Origin of the sequence: Longitalea luteola (genome assembly GCF_017356035.1) — a bacterium.
In the GTDB taxonomy this organism is placed as follows: Bacteria; Bacteroidota; Bacteroidia; order Chitinophagales; family Chitinophagaceae; genus Niastella; species Niastella luteola.
In genome coordinates, this window is the sequence record NZ_JAFIQX010000004.1 from 597,856 (window position 1) to 611,536 (window position 13,681).

Sequence of the window (13,681 nt, forward strand, 5' to 3'; positions counted from 1 at the left end):
CAGTTCGAAGATGCATTGCTAAATAATATGTGTTCTGTTTAAAAAAGTTTACGTGCTGCAACAAATAAAGAAGTCATTCCCACCATGAGCACTATAGTCCATTTTAATTGCTCTTTAAATCCTGGTTCCATACGGGTTTCCAACCTTTCCTCAATTCTACTTTTGCACGGGTCAGATCTGATTTCGTAGCTAACCTGTCCTTTGCGGCTTCAAATTTTATATCGATTACCTCTTCAATCCCCCTGCACAAGTACTTTAGCATCCTCACTATTCTTGAAGTGCTTATTCAATAACTCATACATCTTTAATGTCTGCGATGCTGTCACCATTCTCTCAAGCCTTCAACAAATATAATAAAACCCTTCATAAAAGCAAATGCCATTCTGCATAACAGAATGGCATTCATGCACTTATGTAAGTTCAAAATTATCGGATCCCAAAAGCCTGTTTGATCTTCTTCACATAATCCAGTTTCTCCCAGGTAAACAGTTCTACTTTCTTCTTAACGGTTTTACCATCAGGCGCAGTGAACGTTTTTTCAACGATCTCCGGCTGGCGGCCCATGTGACCGTAAGCAGCTGTTTCGCTGTAAATAGGATTACGCAGCTTCAACCGTTGTTCAATGAAGTAAGGGCGCATATCGAAGATCTGGGCTACGCGTTTTGCAATTTCGCCATCGGTAAGTTCTACCTTGGCTGTGCCATAGGTGTTAATGTACAAACCCATGGGTTGGGCAACACCAATGGCATAGGAAACCTGTACCAGTACTTCTTCGCATAAGCCGGAAGCTACCAGGTTCTTGGCGATGTGACGGGTAGCATACGCTGCAGAACGGTCAACCTTTGAAGGATCTTTTCCACTGAAAGCGCCACCACCGTGTGCACCTTTACCACCATACGTATCTACGATGATCTTACGGCCGGTGAGACCTGTATCGCCGTGCGGACCACCTATCACGAATTTACCGGTTGGGTTTATGTGATACTTGATCTTATCGTTGAACAGGTGAGCGTATTTTTTGTACTTGGCTTTTACGCGGGGGATGAGGATGTTGATCACATCTTCCCTGATCTTTTTCGCCATTTTTGATTCTGAATCAAAATCATCGTGCTGGGTGCTCACTACAATGGCGTCAATACGAACGGGCTTATTATTATCGTCGTACTCGAGCGTAACCTGGCTTTTCGCATCAGGACGCAGGTACTTGATCTGTTTGCCTTCGCGGCGCAGGGCAGCCAGTTCAATTAATAATTTATGGGCAATGTCCAATGCCAGCGGCATGTAATCTTCGGTTTCGTTTGTTGCATAACCAAACATCATACCCTGGTCACCGGCGCCTTGTTCTTCTTTCTTGGTTCTGTCAACACCCTGGTTGATGTCGGCAGACTGTTCGTGAATAGCAGATAATACACCGCAAGAGCTGGCTTCGAACATGTATTCGCTCTTGGTGTAACCAATTTTGCGGATCACCTCACGCGCAATTTCCTGAACATCGAGATATGCCTTTGACTTAACTTCTCCCGCCAGCACTACCTGACCGGTAGTAACCAGGGTTTCGCAAGCTACTTTCGACTGCGGGTCAAATGCCAGAAAATTATCAATGAGGGCATCAGATATCTGATCAGCTATTTTGTCAGGATGGCCTTCCGAAACACTCTCAGAAGTAAATAAGTAAGGCATAGTACTTTTTGTTTGTTGGAATTGAATAGAATATTAATGGGTAAATATATGAGATAAAAATTCTAAGTTATAAGTTTTAGGTTATAAGTGCTAAGTTTTAATTGCTGAATTGTGTAATTGTTGATTACTTGTGGACATCCGCATACTTGTACTAACTTATTACTTAATACTTATCGCTTACTACTTTCATCACTTTGTAAGATCGTGGTATAATTGGAGATAGTCAGTCAGGTCAGACTCGGCATTATAGGTGAGCACCTTTTTGCCTTTTACTTTACCAAACTCTTCCACCAGCTTTTTATCAACCTTGTCGGCGCCAAAGGTAATGGCATCGGCATATGTTGCACCACCGCGCATCATTGAGGTAGTGGTACCTTCTTTAAAAGGCTCCAGGTCTTTTTCTTTTACAAAAGAACTGATTGAAGCGATCTTCAGGAAATCATCACCCAGTTTTTCTTTATGGGCATTGTTGCCAATGGTATAAATGACTTTGCTATGCGAGAACACCGGCTCTTTTTTGTAAGCGGTCTTTTGGTACAGAGGGATCAAACCGGTCATCCAGCCGCTGCAATGGATGATATCGGGCGGCCAGCCGAATTTCTTTACTGTTTCCAGGGCACCTTTACAGAAGAACACCGTACGCAGGTCATTATCCTCGAACCATTTTTCGCCTTCGTCGTGGAAAATAAATTTACGTTTGAACAGATCTTCATTGTCAAGGAAGTAAACCTGCAACCGCGCATTGGGTAAAGAAGCTACTTTAATTTGAAGAGGATAATCGTCATTACCTACCGAAACATTAATGCCCGACAACCTAACCACTTCATGAAGGCGATGACGTCTTTCGTTGATAACCCCAAACCGGGGCATGATACAACGCACTTCAAAGCCATTTTCATTTGCCTTTATTGCCAACCGGTTAACCGTTTCGGAGAATTCCGTCAATTCCAGGTAGGGGGACATTTCGTTAGCAATAAATAAAATTCTTTTCTTTGTCAGCATTATAGATAATAGTTAATGAGCTAACTTTTAAAAATCAGGGTGCAAAGTTAAGGTTTTTTTATTAGTTCTAAGCCAGCCTTTGCTGGCAGACGGCTTCAGAAGCCCGTTATATGTTCCTATACAGGGCGCTGGAACCGCAAATTTTTTGATGAATGATGAATAATGGCCTCCATTGAAACAGGAACAGGGCGGCTAAAAAACTTAAAATTTCGTTAAATGATCATTTTTAAATATGCTGAAGCGCTTGCCCGGTATATTCAACAGCAGAAGCATGCAGGTAAACAAATAGGATTCGTGCCCACCATGGGCGCCCTGCATAACGGCCATATTGCCCTGATCGACCGCTCAAAAAAAGATACAGATCTGACTGTCTGCAGCATATTTGTAAATCCGACGCAGTTCAATAATCCAGTCGATTATCAGAAATACCCAAATACCATTGAACAGGACATCATGAAACTGGAAGCAGCCGGCTGCGACATGTTGTTCCTCCCCTCCATTGCGGAAATGTATCCCAATGGCACCAATAACCTGGAACAATATGACCTGGGTTATCTCGAAACTTTACTGGAAGGAAAATACCGCCCGGGGCATTTTCAGGGCGTGTGCCAGGTCATGAACCGGCTGCTGACCATGGTACAGGCGCATAAATTATTTATGGGGCAGAAAGATTACCAGCAATGTATGGTGGTAAGCCGGCTGCTGCAGTTGATGCAATCGACCACCGAACTGGTCACCTGCCCTACCCTGCGCGAGGCCGATGGACTGGCCATGAGCAGCCGCAACCTGCGCCTGTCGCCCGAAGAGCGGCAGAAAGCAACCACTATCTTTAAATGCCTTGCCCTTATCAAAGAGGCATACAACCAACACATAGCCTGGCCTGTTATAAAAGAAAAAGCAGTACAATTGCTTGCAGCTGCCGGCTTCAGGATCGATTATGTTGAACTGGCCGACGCTAATACGCTTGAACCCGCCGACACAACAACCGGTAACAAGGTTCCCCGGGTTGCTTTGATAGCAGCGTTCCTGAATGACGTTAGATTAATTGATAATATGTTGGTTTGATTGTTAACCAATTAATAGTAGCTTGCGCCCGTTTTATAAAATCGAATAACAAAAACAAAACATGGAGATAGAAATACTGAAGTCCAAAATTCACCGCGTAACCATTACGGAAGCCAACCTCAATTACGTGGGTAGCCTTACATTGGATGAAGACCTGATGGAAGCTGCCAACATGATCGAATACGAAAAAGTGCAGATCGTGAATGTAAATAATGGTACCCGCATTGAAACTTATTTGATCAAAGGAAAACGCGGTTCAGGCGTTTGCTGTTTAAATGGTCCTGCCGCCCGGCAGGGTGCTGTAGGTGATATTGTGATCGTTATTTCCTACGCTACAATGGATTTTGATAAAGCAAAAACTTTCAAACCCTCAGTTATATTTCCACAAGCCGGAAATAAGCTGTAACATATTGCCATTTCAAATAATATCTTCTTTTTCCATTAAGTAAATGTTACAAGTCACAGGTTTCAGGTTACTGGTGCACTGCACCTTGCAACTTGCAACCTGAAACCTGTAACTTTGGAAAACAATCGCCCCTTTATGAATAAAAAGATCCTGAGCATATTACAATATCTCCTTTTCCTCGGGCTCAGCATTTTTTTGGTATGGTGGTCAATTAAAGATATCTCTGACAGTGACTGGGTAAAAATCAAAGACGCCTTTCGCAACGCGAACTACCTGCTTATTTTGCCGGTTATGTGTACTTTGTTGTTGAGCCATTATAGCAGAGCCATGCGATGGAAGATCCTGATGGAGCCGCTCGGTTATAAACCCAGGGTCTTTAATACGTATATGGCGGTGTTGATAGGCTATATGGCCAACCTGGCCGTTCCGCGTTTGGGCGAGGTGTTAAAATGTACGATTCTGGCCCGGTATGAAAAGGTGCCGGCCGATAAACTCGTGGGTACCATTGTAGCAGAGCGGGCTTTCGATGTTTTGTGCCTCGCGCTGGTTATCATCATCACCCTGCTTACCCAGGCCGATCTGATCGGCGGATATATCAATGATGCATTGAACGATATCCTTGCGTCCAAAACAGGTTCATTTTCTTCTACCCGGATCATTATACTGCTTGTCATCCTGCTCGTGGCTGTTTTCTCCGCTATCATTGTATTTAAAAAGTTCGGCCATATCAAATTCATTCAAAAGATAAAAACAATTTTTTCAGGCATCTGGCATGGCATTACGAGCGTGCGCTACCTGAAAAATAAAGGCTGGTTCGTTGTTCATACCATAGTGATCTGGAGCATGTACCTGCTGAGCGTACAGATCGGTTTCTGGGCCATGAGAGAAACGTCGATGTTTGGCATTCCCCAGGCGTTATCGGTACTGACCATGGGCAGCCTTGCGATGATCGTGCCGGTACCCGGCGGCGGTCTTGGTGTATATCCCCTGTTTGTTGAAAAAACATTGAAGGCTTATGCACTGGTGGGCTCCATAGGTTTTGCATTTGGGCAGCTCATGTGGTCGGTACAATTCTTTTTTGCATTGATCAGCGGATTTATCGCCCTTACTCTATTACCCTATTTTAATAAAAGAAACCCAGTTCATGAGAAAAGCTGATGTCATCACTACCCGGATATGCACCCTGAATGAAGCATTGCACAGACTGGGTCAATGGCGCATAACCGGAAAAACAGTGGCATTTACCAACGGGGTATTTGATATCCTGCATCGAGGTCATATCTTCTCGCTTTCACAGGCAGCTGCTGAAGCCGATTATCTGGTAGTAGGTTTGAATTCCGACGCCAGCACCAAACGTTTAAAGGGCGATAGCCGCCCGGTAAATGATGAGCAGTCGAGAGCCCTGGTATTGGCGGGCCTCATCATGGTAGACATGGTTGTTATTTTTGAAGAGGATACTCCGCTGAACCTCATTACGACGCTTAAACCGGATGTATTGGTGAAAGGCGGCGATTATACCCTTGAACAGATCGTAGGCGCTAAAGAAGTAATAGCGGCTGGGGGTAAAGTAATTATCAATCCAATTGTAGAAGGCTTTTCAACGACGGGCATCATTCAGAGAATGAGTTCATAGTTCATAGTTTACAGTTCACAGTTTAAAGTTTAAAGTTCATAGACAGTTACTCAATTATTTAGTTGCTACGTTATTATAAGTAACTGAATAACTTACGAACTGAATAACTTACGAACTGAATAACTTACGAACTGAATAACTCAGGAACTGAATAACCAAAAAGCAGAGGTCTGAAAAACAATTATGAGCTGAGGAATTTGAACAAACACAAACGACAAACGACAAACTACAAACCACAAACTACAAACTACATTCTGTGTAGTCGTTCCACTTCCTGCACGATCATTTCCATTTCACGCTCGTCGCCATTGGGATTGTAGGGCTGTTTGAGATTGCTGCCGAATACAAAGGCCACCGTTTGCCAGGCCCTGGCAGTAAACCCACCTTTATATTCCTTGATGATGTTGTAGCAGTTGTTACCGGTTTGCCGGTTGATGAGTTTCATTAATACTTTTCCCTGGTAGATAGAAAGTTCGCTCAACGGTTCAGCAAACTGCTTTTTCAATTCTTTTTCCCGGGAATGTATATATTTCCTTTTTTCCTTGTCGGGCATTTTGGCAATGCGGGCATTGATGTCGTTCATGATGGCGCCTGCCCGGCGGGCGTATGGATAGCAAACATAAACCGCATTGCGCAACCGCGTCCATTCCTGCCTTCTTTTCAATAAATGCTTTGGATAGGGAACCTGTACCCGGAAATATTCGAGGGTTTGCACCGGCACATATTCGCCGCCGTGGATCTCTGCAGGAACGGGGATCGTATCGTTGGGACCTAACTGTGGTAAGGGAATGGAATCGGGAGCCGTTTGGCCAAATGCTGAACCCATAGTTACAGCTACGAGCGCCAAAACCGCCACAAAACCTTTGAATATTTTCCAATTTGCAGTCATTCCAACGTTACTAATATAGTACAAAAATATCTGTAATTATAATTCCGAAAGACACGAAATGTAACCCATGTTGCTGCCTCACGATTCTTAAATAAATATTAAGACCTCAGATTAAAATTACAATACGGAAACTGCAAAGGGATGAGTTGGGTGCTATTGGTTTAATTAAATAAGACTAACTACTTATAACGAACGGATAGATTCTTTTTATAATAAGTTACACGAGCTACAGTTTATAGTTTATAGTTCAAAGTTTACAGTTTTCCGGCTTTGGAAGTCATAACTGTAAACTTTGAACTTAAAACTTTGAACTTATAACAACTTTACTCTGCGGATAATACTTATTACAAAACCTGCTATCATCAGAATGACTCCCAGCCAAACGAGATTAATGAAGGGGAACTGCAGTACTTTCAGGGCCAGGAACGGCGTCAGGCGCGAAGATTCCTTCACACTGATCTCGAGATGTTTGTCATCGGCAATACGAGTGAGGCCAATGGCCAGCCCCTCCGAATACAATGTATCTATAATATATTGAGCGCCATTATTCTGAACGTAAAACACCGGTTTGGCCTTCAGCTTTTGCTGGTCCTTGGTGATCACCGTTAGGTTGGCCATGATAGCTGTATCCCTGCTGGTGAACTTGTGCTTTTCATCATTCGGATTTACAGTTACACTGTCAAGGATCATAAAACCTTCGGAATAATAGACGGTATCGCCGGTCTTTATGACATGATTTTTGAATTGCGATGTATCAGACCCTTCCTCCAATGAGCTCGCATGGTTCACATAGCTGAAAATATCCTTATCCCAGTAATGACGCGAATCGGGGTTGTTCGACATCCCTTCCTGTCCCTTGGTATTTTTGATGAGGTCGGGATATAAGGTGAATTTGTCGGAACCGTCTTTTCGCTCCATATCAACCTGGAAGTAGGTAATGTTGCCGTTCTCATTCACCGAGTCTTTAACATAAGTGGCCCAGAACTTACCCATATCGGTCTTTACACCGCGGAAAAGGGTCAGGTTCTCAAAGCCCTCTTTCGGCCGGTCAGGACCGAAGTTCAGCGGGTTAAAGGTATTCACTGACACCACTTCCTTTTTAGAAGAAGAGATCAGGATACCAACCAGCATCAGGCCGAAGCCCAGGTGCGCTACAGAAGCGCCCGCGGCCTTCAGTTTGCCGTTCAGGCCTATAAAAATATAGGCGGTATTGGCAATTACGGCATACACGGAAGCAAACAGGGCCAGGTGAATGGCTGCCAGGAAGCCTAATCCGTATTTATTATAATTGATATTACCGAAATAACTGATCGAAGCCGATACCAGCACGGAGATGACTGTAGCCCACAACACCTTTTTGACGAAATATGCCTTTGCCGTGTTCTTGTACTTGAGGTACTGGCCGATGGCAGTCAACACGCCCACCACAATGGCCACAAAGATCTGGATACGGTTGTAAGGAAACTCTTTGTCTTCGCCGATCACGAGGCTGGTGCCGAATAGTTTATTAATAATTGGGAAAGAAGTAGGAACAATGATTGCCATGGCCGACAGGAACAGAACCAGCGAACCGATGAACATCCAGAATTCCCGGCTGTTGAATTCCTCTTCCCTGGCAATATGCGGGATCCTTTTATACCGCACGATCAGCAGGGCCAGCGCCGGAACAATAAAGGTGAACAGCCAGGCACGCAGCTGCCAGTTCATTCCCGAGTCAACGAAAGCATGTACCGAGGTATCCTGCAGATCGCCGCTGCGGGTAAGATAGGTGCTGTACATTACCAGCAGAAAACTGAGTATAAAGAATACATGGGTAGCCCGTAGGGAATGCCCGGTGGAATTGTAAATAAGCTGGGTATGAATACCCGCAATCATGATCAGCCAGGGCACCAGGGAGGCGTTCTCAACGGGGTCCCAGGCCCAATAACCACCAAAGGTGAGAGATTCATATGCCCAGGCGCCGCCCATCATAATACCCAGCCCAAAGATGGCTCCGGAAAATAATGACCAGGGTAAGGCCTGCTTTGTCCAGCCGCCAAAATCTTTTTTCCATAAACCGGCGATGGAGAAGGCAAAAGGCACCAGGGTGCTGGCGTAACCCAGGAACAGCACCGGGGGGTGGATCACCATCCAGTAGTTCTGCAACAACTGGTTGAGACCGTTTCCATTATGTATTTTAGGCTGGCTCAGGTAATCGGCCGCAGCAAAGATGGGTGCATCCTGAAACTGATGCCGGGTGAGTAAGAAGGGACTGCTTCCTACCCGTACATCGAAAACATACACACCCAGGACCATGGTAGCCAGGCAAAGCTGGGCAAAACTGATCACCGTCATTACCGGCGCTTCCCATTTTTTGGCCGTACGGATCAATACCATCCCTATTAAGGCATGCCATACCGCCCACAACAGGAAAGCACCCTCCTGCCCTTCCCAGATACTGCTCAGCAGGTACTTGGGCTTCAGGGACCGGTCGGAGTGGTTCCAGGCGTAAAAATATTCGTGATAATGATTGGCAATGATGAAAAATAACAGGCCGAAAACAGCCAGTATAGAACCGGCATCGATCAAAAACGCAATACGCGCCAGCTTTTTCCAGCCATCGTGGTCTTGGGGGGTGGTAGCATTTGAAGCCTTGAAATAGGCAATAGTGGCTACTAAAGACGCTACCAGGGAAAGCACAACCAGGAAATGTCCCAACTGACCGGGTAACAGGTGTTCACCGATATACTTCATTACAGCTTTTTAATTTTGAGTCAGATTGTTCTGTGCAGCCTTGGGATCGTCTTTATACTTTGAAGGACATTTAATAAGGATACCGTCTTTACTGGTAATTTCAAATACATCGCCTTGCATTTTTCCTTTCAGCACAATACGATCACTTTTCTCCATGTCAAAAGGCTTTTCGAAATAATAACGCACCTGCGCCCTGTTTCCCAGCGAATCGATCACATAGAACCGGGTAAGGTTGGGATCTTTGGCGGGATCGTATTCGATAGGCGTTGCCACCGATTTATCGAGTTTGGCAATAACCGTCACTGTTTTTCCTTCTTTCTGACGGGCGGAGGCCAGGGTTTCATAGGTGGAGAGGTCGGCCATAAAGCTTAAGAGGATCATTATGCAGACCGCAATGCCCACAAGAATAACAATATGGATCTTTTTCATCTGAAATGTTTATCGTAACGCCTTGAAGACGTGGCACAATTGTTTATGCACCGCAAAGTTAGTTCAAAAACATATTGAGGGATGGATAGATTTAATTTATAAGGTAATTGATAAATCTTTAACATTTCAAGAGATTGTCACCGGTTTCCGGGCACCTGATTCGGGAAGGTTAGTTCTCAGGTAAATATGAGCATACGCCTGGCTTAGCCGGTAACTGGTAACCCGGCAACTGGTAACCGGCAACTGGTAACCGGCAACTGGTAACCGGCAACTGGTAACCAACCCGTAAGCGGGCAGCCATTCCTAACAAACGTAAGCTTGTTAGCTATAATTTTTTTGCGGCCTCCGGTTCCTGTGTTACCTTGCATCCCGTTTTTTTTAGCGTAGTATGATATATGATATATGACAGACCTATCTCATTTTGATCCTAACGCGGCGAGCAACCCCAATAACAACATATTCGGACTACCCTTCACTGAAGAAGACGCCCGTTTAGTTATATTACCTGTTCCCTGGGAAGTAACAGTAAGCTATAATGCCGGTACTGCCCGGGCAGCCGATCATATATTTAAGGCAAGTATGCAGGTTGATCTTTTTGACCCTGACACCAAGGAATCGTGGCGACAGGGTTTTTTTATGCGCTCTCCGGACAAAAAGATCCTGCTGAAAAGCGATTACCTGCGTAAGGAAGCAGAACTGTATATCGACTATATTTCCAAAGGGGAAGTACTGGAGAAGAATTTCTTCATGTGCAAATCGTTGAAAGAAATAAATGAAGGCGGAAAGTTCCTGAACAACTGGGTGTATGAGCAAACAAAACAGCTGATCAACAGGAATAAACTGGTTGCCCTGCTCGGCGGTGACCACAGTATTGTATTAGGTTTTATTAAGGCAATGGCTGAAAAGCATGGTGATATTGGTGTACTGCAAATTGATGCGCATTGCGACCTGCGTGCATCGTATGAGCTCTTTACGTACAGCCATGCCAGTGTTATGTACAATGCGCTCAACGAAATTCCTTCGCTTACGCATCTCGTGCAGATGGGCGCCCGGGACTATTGCCAGGAAGAATGGGAATACATTAAAAACAATCCTGGCCGCGTAACCACCTATTTTGATAAAGACATTAAAGAACGGCAGTTTGAAGGAGAAACCTGGAAACAGATCACCGATGAGATCGTAAACAAATTACCAGAAAAAGTACTGGTAAGTTTTGATGTTGATGGGCTCGATCCTAAATTGTGTCCCAATACCGGCACACCAGTACAGGGTGGATTTGAAACCGAACAGATCTTCTACCTGCTAAAAAAGATAGTCCAGAGCGGTCGTAAATTCATCGGTTTCGACCTGGTTGAAATAGGCGTAGGCGACAACAATGAGTGGGATGCCAATGTGGGCGCGCATATTTTATGGAGATTAGCGAACCTGCTGGTGGCCAGCAACCAATAGACCTGCCTATGGTATACCAATATGTTGTAACCCTCAAAAATCAAAGTAACCGGTATATTGATATACTGGGATTAATTCTGAGCCTTTTTTCTATTGTTTGTTTTACCCTGGAATCGTTCAGCACTAGCAAAGCCTACCTGTTGGGCAGTATAGCCGTGCTCGGTTTCGTTGTATGGAACCTTATTCAATCGGCTAAGAAAAGAAAAGTGTATTACAGCCGTGCGCTGCTTATAGCCGCCCTGGTATGGATGAAAATGCCTTATTTTCAGTGGCTGGTGTTTGTATTCATTATTCTTGCCTTACTCGAATACCAGGCTAAATATTCCATAGAGATCGGTTTCTCCGATAACCAGATCGTTATTAACTCGCTCTTTAAAAAAAGATACGACTGGAAACAGTTCAGCAATATTGTGCTGAAAGACGGATTGCTCACACTCGACTTTACCAATAACCGCATTTTACAACGCGAAGTGGAAGACGATGAAGAGGACGATGCCGATGAAGATGAGTTTAACGAATACTGCAGAAAACAATTAGCTAATTCGATAGTTAGCTAATGTGTTTACGAAAATGCAGTCACCGTCATTCCTCCTTGGCTGCTACTTGCCAGTTTTCCCTACATTTGTTGAAAATGCACCATATGGATCTTCTCGCCCCATTAAAAATAACGAAACAGAACGCCGGTGTTTCAACAGGTATATCAACGCTGCCCGCCCATGGTGCGGTCATAGAATCCTTTTCTCCGGTGGATGGTAAACTGATCGCAACCGTACAAACTGCCGACAAAAGTGATTATGACCTGGTGGTAGCCAAAGCACAGGAAGCTTTCCTGGAATGGCGCACCTGGCCTGCGCCCAAACGGGGCGACATCGTGCGCGAGATCGGCGACGCGTTGCGGGTCAATAAAGAACCGCTGGGCAGACTGGTATCGTATGAAATGGGTAAAAGCCTGCAGGAAGGGCTTGGCGAAGTGCAGGAAATGATCGACATCTGCGATTTTGCCGTGGGACTGTCGCGTCAGTTATACGGATTATCCATGCACAGCGAACGCCCGGCACACCGCATGTACGAACAATGGCATCCGCTGGGTATTGTGGGCATTATTTCCGCCTTTAATTTTCCTGTAGCGGTATGGAGCTGGAACAGCATGTTGGCCTGGATTTGCGGCGATGTGTGCATCTGGAAACCTTCAGAAAAAACACCGTTATGCGCAGTTGCCTGTCATAATATTATCCAGGAAGTACTGGTACGCAATAAAGTGCCTGACGGCATAAACGGATTGGTCATTGGCGGCCGCGAAGTGGGTGAATGGTTGTCGGCCGACACCCGTATTCCGCTCGTATCGGCTACCGGTTCAACGCGCATGGGCAAAGCTGTAGGGGCTACTGTTGGCGCACGCCTGGGCAGGGCCCTGCTCGAGCTAGGCGGCAATAATGCCATCATAATTTCGAAACATGCCGACCTGGATATCGCCATCCGCGGAGCCGTCTTTGGCGCTGTAGGCACTGCCGGTCAGCGTTGCACGACCACGCGGCGCCTGATCATCCACGATGAAGTATACGACCTGGTAAAAGATAAACTGGTAGCTGCGTATAATCAATTGCGTATTGGCGACCCGCTTGATGAAAACAACCATGTAGGTCCACTGATCGATAAAGATGCAGTTATCGGGTATGAAAAAGCACTCGATGCCTGTAAAAAAGAAGGCGGCCGCTTTATTGTTGAAGGCGGCGTTTTAACCGGTAAAGGGTATGAAAGCGGTTGTTATGTTAAACCCTGCATTGCCGAAGTGGAGCCTCATTACAAGATCGTTGAACAGGAGACATTCGCGCCTATCCTGTATTTAATGAAATACAGTACACTCGACGATGCCATTGCCATTCAAAACAGTGTGCCTCAGGGGTTATCGTCCAGTATTATGACGTTGAACCTGCGCGAAGCGGAGCAGTTCCTGTCGGCAGCCGGCAGCGATTGTGGTATTGCCAATGTCAATATCGGTACTTCGGGAGCAGAAATTGGCGGCGCTTTTGGCGGAGAAAAAGAAACCGGCGGCGGCCGGGAAAGTGGCAGCGATGCCTGGAAAGCGTATATGCGACGCCAGACGAATACGATCAACTATTCTACACAATTACCCTTAGCGCAGGGCATTAAATTTCATGTATAGGCCTCCATATTTAATTTAATGCGTTATTACATATTAAAAAGCTTTCGTTTAAAGGCATAATCCTGATTTCGAGATTTTGAGACATGCCTGCCGGCAGGCAGGTTTTGGGATCTTGAGATTTCATCCAGATTCTGCCTTTGGTCAAATCTCAAAATCCCGAAATCAGCAATCGCTAAATTCCTTAACGCGTGCCTCATACCTTGATTTCAGGCCTGTAAGCAAACAATATTG

General features: G+C 45.2%; 13 protein-coding genes. 7 read left to right on the forward strand and 6 right to left on the reverse strand.

From position 1 onward, the window contains the following. Positions 1 to 426 precede the first annotated feature (426 nt). Positions 427 to 1,680 (reverse strand): methionine adenosyltransferase, encoded by a 1,254-nt coding sequence (metK, locus tag JUB15_RS13835; protein ID WP_207513084.1) that lies wholly within the window; start codon positions 1,678 to 1,680, stop codon positions 427 to 429. A gap of 189 nt (positions 1,681 to 1,869) precedes the next feature. Then, on the reverse strand, positions 1,870 to 2,682 hold the full coding sequence (locus JUB15_RS13840) for a glycogen/starch synthase (protein WP_207513085.1): 813 nt from the start codon (positions 2,680 to 2,682) through the stop codon (positions 1,870 to 1,872). A gap of 216 nt (positions 2,683 to 2,898) precedes the next feature. Between JUB15_RS13840 and panC the strand changes: the two genes are divergently transcribed. The 4 genes from panC to rfaE2 all read left to right on the forward strand — a co-directional run bounded on the left by panC (position 2,899) and on the right by rfaE2 (position 5,786). Beyond that, positions 2,899 to 3,747, forward strand: coding sequence for a pantoate--beta-alanine ligase (gene panC, locus JUB15_RS13845; RefSeq protein ID WP_207513086.1), 849 nt, complete (start codon positions 2,899 to 2,901; stop codon positions 3,745 to 3,747). 61 nt (positions 3,748 to 3,808) lie between these two features. Then, a complete protein-coding gene (gene panD / locus JUB15_RS13850) occupies positions 3,809 to 4,153 on the forward strand; it encodes an aspartate 1-decarboxylase (RefSeq protein WP_207513087.1) in 345 nt (114 codons plus the stop codon). Positions 4,154 to 4,288: 135 nt separating this feature from the next. Then, positions 4,289 to 5,311 (forward strand): lysylphosphatidylglycerol synthase transmembrane domain-containing protein, encoded by a 1,023-nt coding sequence (locus tag JUB15_RS13855; RefSeq protein ID WP_207513088.1) that lies wholly within the window; start codon positions 4,289 to 4,291, stop codon positions 5,309 to 5,311. After that, entirely contained in the window at positions 5,298 to 5,786 is a 489-nt protein-coding gene (gene rfaE2, locus JUB15_RS13860) for a D-glycero-beta-D-manno-heptose 1-phosphate adenylyltransferase (RefSeq protein WP_207513089.1), read from the forward strand. The genes JUB15_RS13855 and rfaE2 overlap by 14 nt, the downstream gene beginning before the upstream one ends. A gap of 247 nt (positions 5,787 to 6,033) precedes the next feature. Here the strand turns inward: rfaE2 and JUB15_RS13865 are convergent, their stop codons facing one another. The 4 genes from JUB15_RS13865 to JUB15_RS13880 form a co-directional block, all read right to left on the reverse strand. Beyond that, complete coding sequence (locus JUB15_RS13865) at positions 6,034 to 6,675, reverse strand: DUF4294 domain-containing protein (RefSeq protein WP_207513090.1); 642 nt, start codon at positions 6,673 to 6,675, stop codon at positions 6,034 to 6,036. A gap of 312 nt (positions 6,676 to 6,987) precedes the next feature. Further along, a complete protein-coding gene (ccsA, locus tag JUB15_RS13870; RefSeq protein ID WP_207513091.1) occupies positions 6,988 to 9,408 on the reverse strand; it encodes a cytochrome c biogenesis protein CcsA in 2,421 nt (806 codons plus the stop codon). 9 nt (positions 9,409 to 9,417) lie between these two features. Then, the gene (locus tag JUB15_RS13875; protein WP_207513092.1) at positions 9,418 to 9,837 is read right to left on the reverse strand and encodes a cytochrome c maturation protein CcmE domain-containing protein; all 420 of its coding nucleotides are present in this window, start codon (positions 9,835 to 9,837) and stop codon (positions 9,418 to 9,420) included. Positions 9,838 to 10,040: 203 nt separating this feature from the next. Next, on the reverse strand, positions 10,041 to 10,205 hold the full coding sequence (locus JUB15_RS13880) for a hypothetical protein (RefSeq protein WP_207513093.1): 165 nt from the start codon (positions 10,203 to 10,205) through the stop codon (positions 10,041 to 10,043). Between the two features lie 34 nt (positions 10,206 to 10,239). Here JUB15_RS13880 and JUB15_RS13885 point away from each other — a divergent pair, with 34 nt between their 5' ends. The 3 genes from JUB15_RS13885 (at position 10,240) to amaB (ending at position 13,450) form a co-directional block, all read left to right on the forward strand. Beyond that, the gene (locus JUB15_RS13885; protein WP_207513094.1) at positions 10,240 to 11,286 is read left to right on the forward strand and encodes an agmatinase family protein; all 1,047 of its coding nucleotides are present in this window, start codon (positions 10,240 to 10,242) and stop codon (positions 11,284 to 11,286) included. Then, positions 11,247 to 11,843, forward strand: coding sequence for a hypothetical protein (locus tag JUB15_RS13890; RefSeq protein ID WP_207513095.1), 597 nt, complete (start codon positions 11,247 to 11,249; stop codon positions 11,841 to 11,843). The genes JUB15_RS13885 and JUB15_RS13890 overlap by 40 nt, the downstream gene beginning before the upstream one ends. Positions 11,844 to 11,926: 83 nt before the next feature. Continuing rightward, positions 11,927 to 13,450 carry an L-piperidine-6-carboxylate dehydrogenase gene (gene amaB / locus JUB15_RS13895; RefSeq protein ID WP_207513096.1) on the forward strand — a complete coding sequence of 508 codons (1,524 nt, stop codon included), beginning with the start codon at positions 11,927 to 11,929 and terminating at the stop codon, positions 13,448 to 13,450. The last annotated feature ends 231 nt before the right edge of the window (positions 13,451 to 13,681 follow it).